At 45.5% G+C, this 17,709-nt stretch carries 14 protein-coding genes; 7 read left to right on the top strand and 7 right to left on the bottom strand.

The annotated features are described in order from the left end of the window. Positions 1–2: 2 nt before the first annotated feature. The 5 genes from DEHRE_RS04100 to DEHRE_RS04075 all read right to left on the bottom strand — a co-directional run bounded on the left by DEHRE_RS04100 (position 3) and on the right by DEHRE_RS04075 (position 4,459). On the bottom strand, positions 3–2,150 hold the full coding sequence (locus DEHRE_RS04100) for a chemotaxis protein CheA (protein WP_025205329.1): 2,148 nt from the start codon (positions 2,148–2,150) through the stop codon (positions 3–5). 30 nt (positions 2,151–2,180) lie between these two features. Continuing rightward, positions 2,181–2,546, bottom strand: a complete 366-nt coding sequence (locus DEHRE_RS04095) for a response regulator (RefSeq protein ID WP_025205328.1) — start codon at positions 2,544–2,546, stop codon at positions 2,181–2,183. Next, complete coding sequence (locus DEHRE_RS04090; protein ID WP_025205327.1) at positions 2,539–3,156, bottom strand: TetR/AcrR family transcriptional regulator; 618 nt, start codon at positions 3,154–3,156, stop codon at positions 2,539–2,541. The genes DEHRE_RS04095 and DEHRE_RS04090 overlap by 8 nt, the downstream gene beginning before the upstream one ends. Before the next feature lie 303 nt (positions 3,157–3,459). Continuing rightward, positions 3,460–3,666 carry a hypothetical protein gene (locus tag DEHRE_RS04085; RefSeq protein ID WP_015044371.1) on the bottom strand — a complete coding sequence of 69 codons (207 nt, stop codon included), beginning with the start codon at positions 3,664–3,666 and terminating at the stop codon, positions 3,460–3,462. 244 nt (positions 3,667–3,910) lie between these two features. Further along, positions 3,911–4,459, bottom strand: a complete 549-nt coding sequence (locus DEHRE_RS04075; protein WP_025205325.1) for a Gx transporter family protein — start codon at positions 4,457–4,459, stop codon at positions 3,911–3,913. Positions 4,460–4,630: 171 nt separating this feature from the next. On the opposite strand from DEHRE_RS04075, the gene DEHRE_RS04070 reads away from it, so the two are divergent. The 5 genes from DEHRE_RS04070 to DEHRE_RS04050 all read left to right on the top strand — a co-directional run bounded on the left by DEHRE_RS04070 (position 4,631) and on the right by DEHRE_RS04050 (position 9,915). Then, the gene (locus tag DEHRE_RS04070) at positions 4,631–5,428 is read left to right on the top strand and encodes an energy-coupling factor transporter transmembrane component T family protein (RefSeq protein ID WP_025205324.1); all 798 of its coding nucleotides are present in this window, start codon (positions 4,631–4,633) and stop codon (positions 5,426–5,428) included. A gap of 16 nt (positions 5,429–5,444) precedes the next feature. Further along, positions 5,445–6,284, top strand: a complete 840-nt coding sequence (locus DEHRE_RS04065; protein ID WP_025205323.1) for an energy-coupling factor transporter ATPase — start codon at positions 5,445–5,447, stop codon at positions 6,282–6,284. Beyond that, a complete protein-coding gene (locus DEHRE_RS04060; RefSeq protein ID WP_025205322.1) occupies positions 6,269–7,135 on the top strand; it encodes an energy-coupling factor transporter ATPase in 867 nt (288 codons plus the stop codon). The genes DEHRE_RS04065 and DEHRE_RS04060 overlap by 16 nt, the downstream gene beginning before the upstream one ends. A gap of 183 nt (positions 7,136–7,318) precedes the next feature. Beyond that, positions 7,319–9,538, top strand: coding sequence for a hypothetical protein (locus DEHRE_RS04055; RefSeq protein WP_038603134.1), 2,220 nt, complete (start codon positions 7,319–7,321; stop codon positions 9,536–9,538). Between the two features lie 140 nt (positions 9,539–9,678). After that, a complete protein-coding gene (locus tag DEHRE_RS04050) occupies positions 9,679–9,915 on the top strand; it encodes a Ger(x)C family spore germination C-terminal domain-containing protein (RefSeq protein WP_025205320.1) in 237 nt (78 codons plus the stop codon). Positions 9,916–9,957: 42 nt separating this feature from the next. On the opposite strand, the gene carB is transcribed toward DEHRE_RS04050, so the two are convergent. Then, complete coding sequence (carB, locus tag DEHRE_RS04045; RefSeq protein WP_025205319.1) at positions 9,958–14,025, bottom strand: carbamoyl-phosphate synthase large subunit; 4,068 nt, start codon at positions 14,023–14,025, stop codon at positions 9,958–9,960. Beyond that, complete coding sequence (locus DEHRE_RS04040; RefSeq protein ID WP_025205318.1) at positions 14,016–15,215, bottom strand: carbamoyl phosphate synthase small subunit; 1,200 nt, start codon at positions 15,213–15,215, stop codon at positions 14,016–14,018. The genes carB and DEHRE_RS04040 overlap by 10 nt, the downstream gene beginning before the upstream one ends. A gap of 289 nt (positions 15,216–15,504) precedes the next feature. Between DEHRE_RS04040 and DEHRE_RS04035 the strand changes: the two genes are divergently transcribed. Both DEHRE_RS04035 and DEHRE_RS04030 read left to right on the top strand, forming a co-directional pair. Then, positions 15,505–16,404, top strand: a complete 900-nt coding sequence (locus DEHRE_RS04035) for a glycosyltransferase family A protein (RefSeq protein WP_025205317.1) — start codon at positions 15,505–15,507, stop codon at positions 16,402–16,404. Positions 16,405–16,574: 170 nt separating this feature from the next. Then, on the top strand, positions 16,575–17,681 hold the full coding sequence (locus tag DEHRE_RS04030; RefSeq protein ID WP_242837036.1) for a glycosyltransferase: 1,107 nt from the start codon (positions 16,575–16,577) through the stop codon (positions 17,679–17,681). The last annotated feature ends 28 nt before the right edge of the window (positions 17,682–17,709 follow it).

Below are 17,709 nucleotides of genomic sequence, written 5' to 3'. Positions count from 1 at the left end.
TGTTATTTCTTCACAAGTCTGGTTATACTCTGGATGTCAAGGATTAAACTAATGCTTCCGTCACCTAAAAGCGTACACCCTCCTAACACGTTATCTTTTTTAAAATTTTGAATGTAATACGGCAGTGCTTTAACAACGACCTGTTGTTCTCCAAGCAGTTCATCAGCAAATATACAACAAGATGTTTCTTCATCTTCAACCATGATAAATATGCCCTGGCTTAATTCCGTAATTTCAGTTTTGACTTTGTACAGCGTATGGAGCCTGATAACCGGATAACACTCACCCCTTACCATAATCATTTCATTTTCGTCAGGGTCTCTGATAATATCGGATTCTTTCGGCCTGAATGATTCTCTGATGGATATTGTCGGTATGGTATACCTTGAATTTCCGACTTTAATATTCATTCCGCCGATAATCGCCAATGTTAATGGGATCTTCATCGTAATGGCAGTGCCTGCACCTTCAGTGCTGTCTACCGAAACGGATCCGCCTACCGTCTGGATATTCTTGGAGACGACATCCATGCCGACGCCTCTTCCGGAAAATTCCGTGATGTTCTCTTTGGTTGAAAATCCGGGCAAAAAGATCAGATTAAAGATTTCGCGGTCGCTTATCTCCTGTTCCGATTTGGTCAGAAGGCCATTCTGTCTGGCTCTGCTCAGGATTTTTTCTTTATTCAGTCCTTTACCATCATCCCTGACAATGATCAGAACATCGCTTCCAGCGTTTTTTGCTTCCAGGGTGATTGTCCCAGCTTTGGACTTCTCTGCCGCAACCCGTTCCCCAGCCGCCTCAATCCCATGATCAATCGCGTTGCGGATCAGATGCATCAGCGGATCAGAAATATGTTCAATGATATTTTTGTCAACTTCCGTTTCCTCACCGATGATCTCTAAACGCACTTCTTTGTTCAGCTTCTTACTCATATCGCGTACGATTCTGTGCATTTTGTGAAAGGTCGTCGACAGCGGAACCATCCGGATCGCCATGACCATATCCTGCAATTCCCCGGTGATTTTTCCGAACTGCCGGGCTGCCTTATAGAAATTATCTAGCTGCAGCCCTTTAAGGTCAGGGTTTTGGGTAACCATGGCCTCGGCAATCACCATTTCTCCGACCAGGTCCATCAGTCTGTCCAGCTTGGCGACATTGACACTGATGATGCTCTGCTGGGCAGAAGAAAGAGAGACTTCCTTCTCGGCCTTTTCCTCCCTTTCAACTGTCTGTAGGACAGGAATCTGTGGGGTTAAAGCATTCTCATGTTGATTCATCACCGGTTCGTCTTCCTGATCTTCGATCTGCTCCAACTTCAGCTCTCTGAGGAAAATCGTCTGCATGAAGAATTCATGCATTTCTTCATAGCTTTTATCTGTCCTTAAGACTACTGTAAAGCCCTGTTCTTTAATGACCTGAGCACTCAGATCATTTTCAATAATATCTTCCGGGGTGAAAATGTACTTGTCCACAATTTCTTTCAAATTATGGATGACGGTGTAGGCTCTGATATTTTCCATTTCACAGCCGTCCTGATAGAAAATTACAGCCTTGTACCAGTTCTTTTTAGACAGGGCCGCCGGGGGCTCTGTTATGTTCGGGGCAATATAATATCTGGGTTTTTCTTCAGGTATTTTTTCAGTTATTTCTTCTATGTCTTCCGGCATGTCCTTCAGATCTTCTACTGAATTTTTCTTCGTTTCTTTCCTGGATGTAAATACTTTTTCTGCTGAAGAATTTTGTAATTTCAGTTTGTTCAGGAAATCTGCAATCGTCTCTTTCAGACGCTGTGCATCTCCGTCAACGGGGTCTTTGGCTTTGACTTTTTCCAGTTCGACTTTGAGAAAATCGACACCTTCGAGCACAATATCCGAAAGCGCGGAGCAGTCGACCTCCCTGGGATCGTTTTCGCGGATGAAATAAAACAAGTCCTCGATTGAATGGGCAAGAGAAGCGATGTTGTCAAAAAGCATCATTGCAGATGAACCCTTAATGGTATGCATGATCCGGAAGATCTCATTGACATCGTCTTTGGAAATATGATTGGATTTTTCACTGGCCAGAATGGAATGCTCTAGCTGTTCAAGCAGATTGGACGTTTCGAAAATATACAGGTCTAACATGGATTCATTGGAATAATTACCAGCCATTTTTATCTGCCCCCCAAACATATCAACTGACTATTTTAATGCATTCACCTGATTTAAGGTTTTGACTACGACATCCTCTTTGAACGGTTTGATAATAAAGGACTTCGCACCAAGCGCAACAGCCTGCCTTACCATACTTTCCTGTCCCATCGCGGAAACCATCACGACCTTGGCTTTCGGATCAAATTTCATGATTTCAGGTAATGCTTCCAAACCGGACATTTCAGGCATCGTAATATCCATGGTAACGACATCAGGTTGCAATTGTTTATAGCTTTCCAGGCCTTCCAACCCGTTCGCAGCCTCACCGACGACCTCAAAACCGTTGTTCTGAAGCATATTTTTGATCGCCAGCCGCATAAATGCCGCATCATCTACAATCAGTACTTTAATCAATGGACTCCCTCCTTTGAGGATTAATCTTGTCTTGAATGAAAGAACCCAGGATCGTGTTAACTGCCTCCAGGCATTTTCCCCGTAAAGAGAAAGAATACTGCTGTAGTCTCCACCTCGCGCAAAGCGCTACGCAGGTTCCGATAATAATATCAGTCAGCATCTCACTCGATAGTTTCGGAGATATTTCCCCTGTCTCCTGGCCTTTCTGAATAATTTTCTTTAAAAAAACAAATCGCGTTGAATAAATGTCTTCGACTTTTGATTTTAACGCTTCGTCATAGCGCATAATTTCCAAAGATAGAAGTACTGCGGTGATTGACGGGTAATTTTCGTAATACGAAGAAAATGATTCGACAAGAAAAATAATCGCTTCTTCCGTGGTTTCTTTCTGCTGGGCCGTAAGGAACAGGTCGCTGTCATACTGCGAGAAATAATCCAGGACGCCGAGCATCAGTTCATTTTTGCTTTTAAAATGCTTATAGATGGCTCCCTCGGTGATATTCTGCTTTTTGGCAATCTCGCGTGTTGAAATTTGGTGGATTCCGTATTTATCGATCAGATCAATTGTCGTTAAGATGATGCTTTCTTTCCGATGTATTAGTAAATTCATATGGTAATAAACTCCTATCTTGGAAAGTAAGTGTTTACTTACCATCTTTTACACCTAATATACTGCATAATTTGTCGAATGTCTACAATTTTTGACATAATATTTTAAATATTTTGATATATTCTTCGTATGGCTAAATATATATTTGGATTGGCTTACATACAATTTTAGGGGATAAAAAAAGGCTTCCTGTTAAATCAGATAAGCCTGTTTCCCTATTTAATATTTTTTCGTTGAATTTGGATTAAAGGAATCAAAAAAGAGATTGATGCAATTTGATTGATTCAATCTCTTTTTTGAGCTTTATGATTCGCAGCTTCCTGAACTGCAGTCCGATCCGCACTCACCTTTTAAGGGTGATTTGATTTCAAATTGGTCCCCATCGGGGGTGTCAATATAATTGATTACAACACCCTCAAGAACTTCTGTAAATTGCTTGTCTGCGACAATTTTTAGTCCATGCTGTTCATCAAATATATCGTCAGGGGTCTTTGACTCATCCAGAGTCATGCCGTAATTCGGCCCCCTTCAGCCAATGCCGGCTACATAGAGCCGCAAGTAAGAATCATCCATATTCTGAGTCACCATGATGTCTTTAATTCTCTTGGCCGCGATTTCAGTAACTTCAAACATAATCGCACCTCCTTTTTAGTCTGACAATCATTATTCATATTACATGAATGAGAAATGCTTGTCAAAACTGATTGAAAAACAAATTGAAAAGTTGTAGTATGTCTAATTAATTAGCAGATTTTTACGTATCCTCAAGCAGCGTATTAAACCGGTTTGTTGCCTTGATATATTTCACCAGTTCATTAATAATAATTCCGGTTATGATTCCGGTAGGCACTGAAAAAAGTAGCATAACAGGCAAGTAAAAAAAGATCCCTGAAAACCTTAGAACCAAGGCTGCCATGGCCAATTGCCCGAGATTATGGGCTACAGCCCCTGCTACACTGATACCAACCATACTCAGACCTGTAAATAGATATAACAGCACTGCCATGACGATCGCAGCTGCAACAGCGCCTAAAAAGCTCATAAAAAAACCCATGCCGAATAAGGTCCCACTGAGCAGAGAGCCGAGAATTGTCCGCAGTACGGTAATCTGTAGGGCCGTCTTAAAGTCAAAGACAACCAAAGCCACCAGGGTAATAATATTGGCCAAACCCAGCTTCACTCCCGGTATAGGCAGCGGACTAGGGAACATACTCTCAAGATAATGAAGAACGGAGGCTTGCGCCACGAGAATGGCAATAACAGCCAGTTTCTTTGTTGATATCACATTTTTGACATGTTCCATAACTGGATCTTCCTCCGAATTATGCAATCCCCTTCAGATCATGCAATTTTTATTTGATGTCTTGTTTTAATCGAAGTCTTATTTTAATCAAATAGATTTATTTTATTTGCATTAAACCCATATAAGTACTATTATTCATACGAAACAGAAATTGTCAAAGGAGCCTTTTCAATGATCGGTATGAAATTAGGCCAATACGTCTATGGGAATTCCCTGCTCCATTTGTTGGATCCCCGAACGAAAATATTGAGCTGCTTATTGGTCATTTTTTCCGTCATAATTACCGATAATTTGTATTTTCTGCTTTTCTTGATTCTATTAATGGCTGCTGCCATTATTTCTTCCGGATTAAGCTATCAATTAATTCTGAGCAGTTTATTGAAATTAAGATATCTGCTTCTTTTTACGCTGGTCTTCCAGGGATTTCTCACGCCGGGCGAGACCGTTTTGATGGTTGGAAAGCTCAGTATGACCAGAGAAGGTCTGATCTTAGGGCTGATCAATATATCGCGGCTGGTTATTTTATTTTTAGGCTCTATGATTTTACTGATGACAACATCATCCCTCAAATTATCCGCAGGAATCGAATACTTGCTGCTACCATTAAGGAAATTACATATTCCTATTCATAATTATACAACCATCCTCAGCATTTCTTTTCGCTTTCTTCCTACTTTATTTGAAGAAGCGGCCATCATAAAAAATGCTCAAAAATCAAGGGGAGCCCAATTTGATTCATCAAATATTGCCGTCCGGATAAAGAGCTATACTGCCATTCTCATCCCCTTATTTGAAGCGTCCCTGGTTCGGGCCGCTGACTTGGGTGAAGCGATGGACAGCAGGTGCTTTACTTCCCATCCCAATCAGTTAAGGTTAAACCGTTTGCAAATGAAACGTCGGGATATCCTGTTCTTAATCCAAATGACCGCCGTTTTAGGTACAGGTATTACGATTAGCATTCTTCTATAAGTCAGGAGCCGAAAGTATGACTGCTCAAGGTATCGAATTCGTCAATGTCACAAAGCATTATATAGATTACTCTCAAGGGAAAACACCTGCGCTGAAAGATATCTCCTTGTCGATCAGGAAGGGCGAATATGTCGGTTTGCTTGGGATGAATGGTTCGGGAAAATCTACCCTGGCCAAACTATTAAATGGCCTGCTTAAACCAACGGATGGAAAGGTCTTTATCAATGGGCTTGATACGGCAAACATTGAACAACTGCCTGAAATCCGCAGACTTGTCGGTATGGTTTTCCAAAACCCCGATAATCAATTAATCAGTCCTGTCATTGAGGAAGAAATTTCTTTTGGCCCTGAAAATTTAGGGCTACCAATTTCAGAAATCAATCGCCGGATTAATTGGGCACTCCAGGTGTGCGGCCTCGAAGACAAAAGGCATCATGCACCGCATCTGCTTTCAGGCGGACAAAAACAAAAAGTGGCTCTGGCCTCGGCCTTGGCGATGCTGCCGGAATACCTCGTTCTTGATGAGCCGACTTCGATGCTGGATCCGACAGGAAGGAAGGAACTGCTCGAACAGCTGAAGGTCTTAAATAAACAGGAAGACATGACCATTCTGATCATCAGTCATAATCCCGAGGATTTGGTCCAGGCAGACAGGCTGATTGTTCTGGATCACGGATCAATTTTTTTACAGGGAACCCCAAAGGAAGTCTATGCCAGTGCAAAGTTGGCAGAACTGGGACTGGATACCCCAACGGTTTACCAATTGATCAACCAATTAGGATCAAACGGATATTCTGTTCCCGAAAATGTCAAATCTGTCCGGGAGTTGGTGGATTATCTATGCCTGCAGTTGTAGAAACGAATCATCTTTCTTATACGTACTTACCCGGTTCAGTTTACGAACATCAAGCCCTCAAAGACATTAATATCTCTCTAACAAAAGGAGAATTCCTTGGCATACTCGGACCTAACGGTTCCGGTAAATCGACACTTGCCCAACATTTTAACGGATTGATCCGGCCTACCTCCGGTCATATGACTGTATGCGGGATTCCAACTTCGGACCCCAAATTAAGTAAAGATCTTTGGAAAAAAGCAGGGCTGGTTTTTCAATATCCCGAACAGCAGATTTTTCAAGTTACGGTCTTTGATGAAGTGGCCTATGGCCCGAGGAACTTAGGCCTGCCTGAAACAGAAGTCGCAGAAAGAGTCTATGATGCTCTGCGGCAGGTTGGTATAAACCAGGAAAATATCAACCAACTGTCCCCGGTCACACTGAGCGGCGGCATGCGAAGAAGGGTCGCCATTGCCGGGATGCTGGCCATTCAGCCGGAAATACTCATCCTTGATGAACCCATGGCAGGTTTGGACGCTGCCGGCCGGAAGCTGCTTTCGGATATACTCAAAAAACGTCACGAAAAAAAAGAAACGACGGTCATGATCTCTCATAACCTTAAAGAAATCATGGCCATCACGGATAAGATTGCTATTTTGGACAGTGGATCCATAATCTTTTTCGGAGACGTTAAAGACCTGCTGATGAAACCTGAAATTCTTGGTCGATATCAACTGGAATTGCCGGAGTACTTGCAAGTTGTTTATCGGCTGGCTGAGAAAGGGTTTGCTATCAAAACGGACATCAGCAGTATGCAAGAAGCCAGCGAAGAAATCCTAAGATTTCTTCAAGAAAATAAACATGGGGCGTAACGAAACTTTAGTTTAAGTTTCGATGTGCCCCATGTTTCTGTTATAAGCTTCGAAAACGGCAAAAAGTAAAATAAATCGATAGAATACTCCTTTAGGGGTGGTTATGTTTTGTCCATTTTCTAAGCCTGAACATATCATATTCCAGCAAATGTTTGGAATATTTTTTTTGTTTCAGGAGGATGAATGCAGAGCATGTTTTTTGAACGGGAAGACTGGAAATTATTCAGAAATATGGAAACCTTGCCCCAAAAAGCGGGGGTGCCGAGAAGTAAATTGTCCAGGCTGGTTTGCAAGGAACTCACGGATAATGCGCTGGATCTGGGCGGCGATTGTGAAATCGGTTATGAGGGCGGTTTTTTTTATGTTAAGGATCACGGCAGCGGCCTCGATCCGGAACTGTTTTCCATCAACAGGCCGCTACGGTCCTCCAAGTATTTAAGACTGCCAACCCGGGGGGCATTGGGTAACGGTCTGCGCGTGGTAGCCGGGGCGGTAGTGGCGTCGGGCGGCGAACTCTATGTTTCAACCCGAGGCAAAAATTATAAAATCCATTTTCAAAATGACGGTACAGCCTTCCCGGAAAGCTTAAGCGATTATGACGAAGCCGGGACAAAAATTAGATTTACTCTGGGCGAAATGCCTATCGATTCAAGCTGGGCAAGCCTGGCAATGGAATATGCCCAAGGTGAAACCTACCGGGGAAAGACCTCGCCCTATTGGTATACCAGTGAAAACTTTTTTGAATTGTTTCAGTCCTATAGCGGATCGGTCCGGGAACTAATCACGCAGTTCGACGGTTGTACCGGTGGGAAAGCCGGGAAGATAGCCGCAGAATATACCAAGACGTCTGCCGCAGCCTTGGAGTTCGATGAGACGGAAGCGCTTTTGGCTGAGCTCCGAGCAGCGGTTAAAAATGTCAGTCCCGAGAGGCTGGGGCGGATCGGCAAGCTGGATGGGTACAGCGGCTATTGTAAATCAGCCGGCACCTTTAAGGCCAGGACCGTCAAAGGGGAACACGACGCGGAAATAGCGTTTGTCCTTGAAGTGTACGCGATACCCTCCGATACGCCCCATATAACGGTACTGCTCAATAAATCCCCTGTGACCGGCAATGTCAATATTTACCACAATAAAAATTTGCTCAGTATTTTCGGCTGCGGTTTAATCCTATGTGTGAAAGCCAAACCTGCCGTTATTCTGATCAATATCATAACGCCCTATATCCCGGTTGTGACAGATGGGAAAGAACCGGATCTCTCGATCATCAGCGACACCATGGCAGAAAGCATTCAAAAGGCGGTCAGTAGAGCCCAAAAATCCCTGCCGGGCGATGTGGTGGAACGAAAGAAATCCCAAAAAGAAGTCGTGGCGGCATGCCTGCAACAAGCCATTGCTAAAGCCAGCGGCAACGGCGAATACCGTTTCAGCCTGCGTCAGCTTTATTATGCCGTCCGGCCGTATGTGATCAAAGAAAGTGGCAAAGAACCGGATTACGCCTATTTCTGCACGGAATTGATCAGCAGTTATGAAGCACAGCACGGTGACATTCCGCTAATGTACCGGGATGAGCGGGGGACGCTGTACCATCCCCACTCAGGCCAGGATATTTCCATCGGCACGATCGCGGTGGAAAACTATCAGAAGCCCGTTTGGACGTTCAATAAAATCCTGTATATTGAAAAAGAAGGCTTCTTCAATGTGCTCAAAGAAAAGAAAATCCCGGAGAAATATGATATGGCTTTACTCACCAGCAAAGGTTATGCTAGTGGAGCGGTCAAGGATTTGCTTGATGCGCTCGGAGAGAATTCGGAGGAAGAGATTACTTTTTTCTGCATTCATGACGCGGACGCATATGGCACGACGATCTATGATACCCTGCAAAATGAAACCAAAGCCAGGCCCGGCAGAAAAGTGAAGATCATCAATCTGGGGCTGGACCCGGAAGAAGCCGTCAGCATGGGGCTGGAAATCGAAAAGGCAGGAAAAACAGGCCGCAAGAAGGGCGTGGCCAGCTATATTGATCCCGAGTGGGAGAGCTGGCTGCAGGACTACAGAGTGGAACTGAACGCCATGAGTACGCCGCAGTTTCTTGCCTGGCTGGAGGGAAAAATCAGGCTTTACGATAAAGGCAAAGTGATACCGCCCGAAAGTACCATGCTGGAGAGCCTGGATCACAGCCTTCAGGATAAACTCGGCCAAAAGCTTGCAGCGGAAATATTGGAACAAAACCACTATGCTGATCAGGTTACGCAAGCAGTCCGGCAAGTTAAAGAGCGCTGCGGCGACAGCCAAACCCGGTTAGCTGAGACAGTGCAGGCGGAGCTTAAGAAGGAACCGGTCAATCTATGGAAGGATGTCATTAAGGCCGTGTCTGAGGATATGATTAAAAATTGCCGTTTTTGAGATTTGACTACACTAGTGTAATTAATCTTAAAACAGCCGAATTTTTAAACAGAGGCTGAGATGACCCTCAGGGAAAACCAGACTTGCACAGATCCACAAGCGGACGTTAGTGGCAGCAGCGTAAATGTTCAGAATCTGCTTTGAATTGCTCAGCCCATAATATTATCGAAGACAGGCTGCGGGATCTTTCCACGCAGGCAGTTGATAAAGCCAAGGAATACAATTCAGATTTTCTTGGTTTTACAGAAAAACTCCATCATACTAACCTCTCAGCATGGCAGACGCTAGGATCGGACTGGCGGAAAGCTTTTCTTACAGCGGAAGTAGAAATCGTGGTCGATGCTATGATCGTCCAAACCGGGATGATGGGTGAATAAATTATAATGCAATATCAATTACAATTGATATTGTATCGTTAATTAAATCTCTACGCTTCCTTCGAATACCTTTTCCGGTTTTCCTGTCATATAGACCGTCTCATCCGTATATTTAACAACCAGGTCGCCGCCTTTTAGCTTCACCAGAATATGCTGGTCTTTTTGGCAGAAACCGTTCAGCACTGCAGCAACGACAGCCGCGCAGGCGCTGGTACCGGCCGCAAGCGTTTCGCCGTTGCCACGTTCCCAGACCCTCATTTTGAGGGTATTTCGGTCAATCATCGTGACGAATTCCACATTGACTCTTTCCGGAAATAACGGAGAATATTCGAAGGCCGGTCCTTCAATATCCATCTGAATGCTTTCCTGGTTCTCCACAAAAAGCACACTATGCGGATTCCCCATGGACACACAGGTGATGCGGTAATCGCGACCGGCAATCGTAACCGGCTGATTCACGATAACCTCTCCCGGCAATTTAACCGGAATCTTCTGAGGTTCCAACTCCGCCGGCCCCATATCCACGCAGACCGAATCGACTTTCCCGTTTTGGATATAGAGTTTCAGTTTTTTAGTCCCGCTCAAGGTTTCAATCGAAATCCGATCCTTAACGATGATCTCGTTGTCGTACAGATATTTCCCGATGCATGTAAGCGCATTGCCGCTCATTTTACCTTCGCTGCCATCCAGATTGAACATCTGCATCCTCGCATCCGCTTTGTCGGACGGGCAGATCAGCACGATCCCGTCCCCGCCGATACCATAGTGCCTATCAGATAAATAAACACTCAGGGATTCCGGGCTGACGATTTGTTGATCGAAGCAGTTGAAATAGATATAATCGTTGCCGCAGGACTGCATTTTTGTAAAGGTAAGCTGCCGCCGTTCGCTGCGCATATGGTTGATGTCCACAAGCTCCGTGTTGTTCTGGGAATACCGGCTCTTCAGACTGTTGGCTAACGCATTGGCGGTATCCAGCGAGGTCAGGCACGGAATTGCTGTCTCAACTGCCTTGCGGCGGATTTTGACACTGTCCAGACCGGGTAGCCTGCCTTTGGCGGAAGTCGAAATAATATAATGGATCTTGCCGCTTTCCAGCAGCGTTTGGATATTGTCATGCTCTGATTCATGAATCTTCTTGACCGAAATTACCTGCAGACCCGCTTGCTCCAGCACTTTGGCCGTTCCGCCGGTCGCATAGAGTTTAAAGCCCAGCTCGCTGTATTTCCTGGCGATATCAACCATCTCCGGCTTATCGCCGTTGCGAACCGTAATTAAAACGCCACCCTGCTTCACCATCTTGTACCCGGCAGCCACCAGTCCCTTATAAAGCGCCTCGGCCAGCGATTTGCCGATACCCAGCACCTCGCCCGTCGACTTCATCTCCGGGCCCAGCTGCACATCGACGTCGATCAGTTTTTCAAACGAAAACACCGGAACCTTAACCGCGACATAAGGCGGGGTTTTATACAGCCCTGTGCCATAGCTCATATCGGTCAGTTTTTCGCCAAGCATCGCCCGGGTCGCGAGGTCAACCATCGGCACGCCGGTCACTTTGCTGATATACGGGATGGTCCTTGAGGAACGCGGATTCACTTCGATGACGTAGATTTCTCCGGCATGAACGACATACTGAATATTGACCAGCCCCTGGGTGTTTAAGGCCAGGGCCAGTTTCCTGGAATAGTCAATGACCCGTTCCGTCAGTTCTCCGCTTAAGTTCCAGGCGGGATAGACTGCAATTGAATCACCGGAATGGATACCGGCCCGCTCAATATGCTCCATGATCCCGGGGATCAGAATCTCTTCACCGTCACAGATCGCATCGACTTCGATTTCAATACCTGACAGGTACTTATCGATCAGTACGGGATTTTCGATGTTGTAAGTTAGGATAATGTCCATGTATTCACAGATATCCTGATCACTAAACGCAATAATCATATTTTGTCCGCCAAGCACATAGGAAGGGCGCATCAGAACCGGATAGCCGAGCTTATTCGCCGCCTGCAACGCTTCATCGGTGTTCATCACGGTATGTCCCTGAGGCCGTTTAATGGAGAGTCGTTCCAACAAAGCGTCAAACCGTTCCCTGTCTTCGGCCGCATCAATGCTGTCGGCCGGTGTGCCCAGAATCCGTACCCCCTGGGCTTCCAAGAACTTCGTCAGCTTAATGGCCGTCTGTCCGCCAAAAGCCACGACGACGCCATAGGGCTGCTCCGTATGAATCACATTCAGAACGTCCTCATTGGTCAGCGGTTCAAAATACAAGCGGTCGGCCGTGTCAAAATCGGTCGATACGGTCTCCGGGTTATTGTTGACGATCACGACCTCATAGCCTGCTTTTTTCAGCGCCCACACACAATGTACGGAAGCATAGTCAAACTCGATCCCCTGGCCGATTCGGATTGGTCCTGATCCAAAGACAATAATTGTTTTCCTGCCGCTATTCCGGGCTTGGATAAACTGCTCAGCCTCATTGGCTTCATCGTACGTCGAGTAAAAATACGGGGTCTCCGCCTCAAATTCGGCTGCGCAGGTATCGACCATTTTGTAAGAAGCCCAGCGTTTCTGATAGATCCCCTGCGCAATCCCCTGTTCAATCCTGCAGCCTGAAAGCCGTTCAATCACTTTATCAGGATACCCAAGTTTCTTGGCCTCTTCGTACAGCTCCTGCGTTAGAGGTCCGACGGCTAGCTCTTTCTCCAAAGCTTTAAGGTGAGCCAGTTTGTATAAGAACCAGAGGTCAATCTTGGTGATCTCATGAATCAATTCGCAAGAAATGTCCCTCTGCAACGCTTCAAATATCACAAAAAGCCGTTCATCGTTGCACACCGCAAGCAGCTGTTCAATCTCGGCATCCGTCAGTTTCTTGAGTTTGGGCAGGTTTAAGCTGTCCAGGGAAATCTCCGCTCCCCTGACCGCTTTCATAATGGCCTGCTCAAAGCTCACGCCGATCGCCATCACTTCACCGGTTGCTTTCATCTGCGTACCCAGTGTGCGTTTCGCGTAAACAAATTTATCAAACGGCCACTTGGGCAGTTTCACCACGACATAATCCAGCGCCGGTTCAAAACAGGCATAGGTCTTCCCTGTAACGGCGTTTTTAATCTCATCGAGTGTATAGCCGACCGCAATTTTTGCGGCAACCTTAGCAATCGGATACCCCGTCGCCTTGGAGGCCAGAGCTGAGGAACGGGATACCCTCGGGTTCACCTCAATGACGGCATAGTCAAAGCTGTCCGGATGCAGCGCGAACTGGCAGTTGCAGCCGCCTTCCACTTCCAGGGCTGTAATAATATTCAGCGCAGCCGAACGCAGCATTTGGTATTCTTTATCCGAAAGCGTAACGGCCGGCGCGATAACGATGCTATCCCCGGTATGCACCCCGACCGGATCGAAATTCTCCATACTGCAGACGGTAATAACATTCCCCACCCGGTCCCGCATCACTTCAAACTCAATCTCTTTCCACCCGGAAATACATTTTTCAATTAGGACCTGGGTAATCGGTGAAAGCCTCAGACCGTTGGCCGCAATTTCCTGCAGCTCAATTTCATTATAGGCAATCCCCCCGCCTGTTCCACCCAGCGTAAAGGCTGGACGGACGATGACCGGATAGGAGATCTCCTCCGCAAAGGCGAGGGCAGCAGGGACATCCGTCACGACCAGAGAAGGGATGACAGGCTCGCTGATCGCTGCCATGGTATCCTTAAACATCTGCCGGTCTTCAGCTTTATCGATGGTTACCGGATTTGCGCCCAACAGCTTGACACCTTGCTTTTCTAGAAATCCTTCTTTGGCAAGCTGCATGGAAAGTGTCAGACCGGTCTGACCTCCTAACGTAGATAAAATGCTGTCCGGTCTTTCCTTGATGATGATTCTTTTGATGGTCTCCAGCGTTAACGGCTCGATGTAAATTTGATCGGCCATTGCGTTATCCGTCATGATCGTAGCTGGATTGGAGTTGATCAGAACGACTTCCAGCCCCTCCTCTTTCAAGGCCCTGCACGCCTGGGTCCCCGCGTAATCAAATTCAGCAGCCTGCCCGATGACGATCGGACCTGAGCCAATGACCAGTACTTTTTTTATTGTTTTATTTAACGGCATGTTGAGCAGTCCTTCCTCATCAAATCAATAAATTGATCAAATAAATAGCTGGTATCCAAGGGTCCTGCCGAAGCTTCCGGATGAAACTGTGCCGAGAAAGCTGGCATATTCAGATATTCAATTCCTTCGCAAGTCCCGTCATTGGCATTCTCAAAACGCATGCGGGCATGAGCAGGAAGGCTGTTGGCAACAACCGCATAGCCATGGTTCTGGCTTGTAATGTAGACCCTGCCGGTTTTCAAATCCTTCACCGGCTGGTTGGCGCCCCGGTGCCCGTATTTCAGCTTGGACGTTTCGGCACCCTGCGCCAGCGCCAGCAGCTGATGTCCGAGACATATCCCGAAGATCGGCAGACCGGAGGCAGAAAGCTTCTTCAGTTCTGCGATAATTCCCTTATTGTCGGCCGGATCTCCCGGTCCGTTGGAAAGCATGATCCCGTCCGGGTGCAAAGCCAGGATACTTTCGGTGGATGTCTCAGCAGGCACCGTGATAACCTCACAGCCGCGTTTAATGAGCTCACGCCGGATATTTTCCTTCGCTCCGAAATCCCACAGGACCACCCGGTATTTGCCGGTTACTTCTTTGGCGGTCGCTACATCTCTAGATGTGGCAACGTCAACGGGCTTACCTATGTCTCTGGTTGGGACTATTTCAATGGATGAGATACTCTTCCGTGTTACATCGGTGTTCTCGGTCGGTATTGTTTCCCTGCAGGAAACTGTCTGGATCGCGTCCGTAATTTTATAAGCATTGATTTCAGCCAGATCTTTCTCAAGATTGTCCAGGGTTGCGGTGATTTTGGCGTTCATTACGCCGACCTCGCGGATGATCTTGGTGAGTTCCCGGGTGTCAACCCCATAAACCCCGACAATATTCTGTGCTCTTAAAAAAGCGTCAAGCTCACCCTCACAGCGAAAGTTGGAGGGAACTTGACACCACTCCCGGACAACATAGGCTTTCAATTTCGGGGAATCACTTTCAAAATCGTTCGGAATAATCCCATAATTTCCGATCAAAGGGAACGTCTGAACCACAATCTGCCCGTAATAGCTCGGGTCAGTCAGGGTTTCTAGATATCCGGTCATTGCAGTAGTAAAGACAATCTCACCGACTGCCTCTCCTGCTGCCCCGAAAGGCTTCCCTTTAAAAACCTGGCCATTGGCCAGGATAATATACACATTCTGCTGCACGCGGATCCCTCCGTTGTTCTTATTTCGATCGGCTGATCATCAGCCTGTTTGCCGTCGCTAAGTAAAATGATCTGAAGAGTAAAATCAATGGAATAGAGTTCTCCAAATAGCATTATATCACGGGAATCGCTGAAGATAAAACGACGCCCTTTCATGAATACTGTATTCTCTTGGTGCCGAAATCGAATACCAAGCTTTTTATAGCAACATAAATTGAGAAAATTTTTGTAACCTCTTGTCCACAGAACAACATATGATGTTATTGGAAAAAATTGGAGGTAGAATAAATATGACACCACCTTTTATCACCTATTCGACATTTCACAGGCTGGGGTTAAATGCTAGAAATTTAAACTCCCTATTCAATACCACAGATGATTTTGAACTCCATATCATTGATAGCAATTCGCAGGACGGAACATGGGATTATATTCAAAGTCTTAATGACAGCCGCATCAAATCTAAAACAAGGCTACCCGTAAATTATGGTCCCATTTACGCGCTTAATTACAATCTGGCCCGCAGAAAACCAGACCAGTATTTTATTGTCCTCGAAAGTGATGTGTATTTTTATGTCCCAGATTGGATAAGCCGGTTTATGAAAATATTTAAAACTTTCCCGGAGGTAGGGCTGCTGGGGTTGTCCAAGGCCCACCCGTATCCAGCCTATTATCCGGAGGTTTCCCTTCAAGAGAGAAGCGGTGTAAGCTACCTGCAGTTAATGCATACTGAGGTCGGTAATGTCCTTGATTTTGTACCCGGGCAATGCCAGATCCTAAGACCTGAGCTTATTAACCTTATCGGCTATTGGTCCGAGGAAAACGGCTACGGGGATGCCGAACTGTCGCTCAGAATTAATAAATATACGCCGTTTAAAGCAGGATATGCAATCGACATCCCGATTGATATGCTCCAGACTGTACCTTGTGCGACCTGTGAGGGCAGCCGATGGTGCATCTGCAATAGAATAAATCTTACCTGTTTTGACCTTAGAAACACCAAGCATAAGAATGAATCTTTTGTCTTGACCCACGGATGGAAATACCTTGAATGCTTCAAGGAACTTCGTGAAGGTAAGCGAACAGTATACTGCGCATCAATTCATGATCCGGAATCCTACAAGAATCACCTTTACCATATGGATTGGGCCCTGGAGAATTTCAACTTCTATGTAAGTAATGCCAACTAGTAGATTGATTCGTAAATCCGGCGCTTCACACTCCATGCTCCGCTCAATGCTGGCTATCCATTACAGAGACTTGGTCTGGAAGCTAATGAAATCAACGTTACTCTAGAGAAATAGAAATTAAAAAAGCATTGCAAAGAATAATATTAAGAAGAATGAAAGGACAAAAATTAATGATCAATCAAAAAAAAATAGCAATTCTCGATGACTATTTTCCTAATCTGACGACGGGTTTTAGGATATCTGAATTTAATTACTATTTGGAGAAGTATCCGAACTGTGAAGTGTACGCGACCAGATATGACATGCATCATCATGAATATGCTGCCGTATATCCGCAGTATAAGGATAAAGTAAAGCCGTTTACCCAGTTTGACTGGACCGGCCAGTCTTACGCGCTGTATTATATGGTATTTTTAAGTAACGCCGCTGCTTTTCATTTTGTCTATGAAATGTTTAACACGCCGTTTATATTTGAACTCTATCCCGGAGGGGGATTTTGGATCAATGATGACGAAATTGATGCCAGGCTGATCAAAGTCCTGCAATCCCCTCTTTTGAGAAAAGTCATTGTTACGCAGAAGAGGACGTACGACTATATTACCAGCCGCGGTTTTGTTACGCCGGACAAGATTGCCTATATTTATGGGATGGTGACGTATCCGGAGTATTTCCACTCGACCGTACCCAAGCGATTCTACGGAAAAGATAAAAATACGCTCGACATCTGCTTTGTGGCTCACAAATATATGCCAACAGGAATGGATAAGGGGTATCCCATATTTATCGAGATGTGCAAAAAGCTCGCTTCAATAACAGAGGATATCAGGTTCCATGTCGTCGGCAATTTTGACCGGGATGAAATTGATGTCAGTGAGTTGGGCAGTCGGATCGTATTTTATGGTCTTAGAGATAAAAGCTTTTTCCCACAATTCTTTTCCGGAATGGACATGATCGTTTCACCGAATCTTCCTTTTGTCCTGATACCGGGTAAGAACTTTGACGGCTTCCCTACAGGCTGCTGCATCGATGCTGCTTTGCACAACGTTGCTGTTTTCTGTACCGACGAACTGAATATGAACGACCATTTTGAACACAAAAAGGACCTTTTTATTATCCACGCTGATGCCGGCAAGATTGCTGAAAGTATCATGGAATATTACCAAAGCCCCGAAAAGTTATACAGTATGTCGGCGTGCGGACAGGCAAAATTCAGAGAGATCTTTGACTTTGAAAAACAAATGAGAGACAGAGTATCAGTCATTGAACAATATGTGTAATCAAATAATCGAACAAATATCAAATAGA

The sequence above is a fragment of the Dehalobacter restrictus DSM 9455 genome, from assembly GCF_000512895.1.
Lineage (GTDB): Bacteria > Bacillota > Desulfitobacteriia > Desulfitobacteriales > Syntrophobotulaceae > Dehalobacter > Dehalobacter restrictus.
This window is presented reverse-complemented; position numbering and strand designations above follow the sequence as displayed.

Excerpts from the sequence above, each read along its gene's own strand:
- DEHRE_RS04030 (WP_242837036.1), top strand. The coding sequence starts at position 16,575 with ATGATCAATCAAAAAAAAATAGCAATTCTCGATGACTATTTTCCTAAT.
- DEHRE_RS04055 (WP_038603134.1), top strand. The coding sequence starts at position 7,319 with ATGCAGAGCATGTTTTTTGAACGGGAAGACTGGAAATTATTCAGAAAT.
- DEHRE_RS04070 (WP_025205324.1), top strand. The coding sequence starts at position 4,631 with ATGATCGGTATGAAATTAGGCCAATACGTCTATGGGAATTCCCTGCTC.
- DEHRE_RS04075 (WP_025205325.1), bottom strand. The coding sequence starts at position 4,459 with ATGGAACATGTCAAAAATGTGATATCAACAAAGAAACTGGCTGTTATT.
- DEHRE_RS04100 (WP_025205329.1), bottom strand. The coding sequence starts at position 2,150 with ATGGCTGGTAATTATTCCAATGAATCCATGTTAGACCTGTATATTTTC.
- carB (WP_025205319.1), bottom strand. The coding sequence starts at position 14,025 with ATGCCGTTAAATAAAACAATAAAAAAAGTACTGGTCATTGGCTCAGGT.
- DEHRE_RS04085 (WP_015044371.1), bottom strand. The coding sequence starts at position 3,666 with ATGACTCTGGATGAGTCAAAGACCCCTGACGATATATTTGATGAACAG.
- DEHRE_RS04065 (WP_025205323.1), top strand. The coding sequence starts at position 5,445 with ATGACTGCTCAAGGTATCGAATTCGTCAATGTCACAAAGCATTATATA.
- DEHRE_RS04035 (WP_025205317.1), top strand. The coding sequence starts at position 15,505 with ATGACACCACCTTTTATCACCTATTCGACATTTCACAGGCTGGGGTTA.
- DEHRE_RS04060 (WP_025205322.1), top strand. The coding sequence starts at position 6,269 with ATGCCTGCAGTTGTAGAAACGAATCATCTTTCTTATACGTACTTACCC.
- DEHRE_RS04090 (WP_025205327.1), bottom strand. The coding sequence starts at position 3,156 with ATGAATTTACTAATACATCGGAAAGAAAGCATCATCTTAACGACAATT.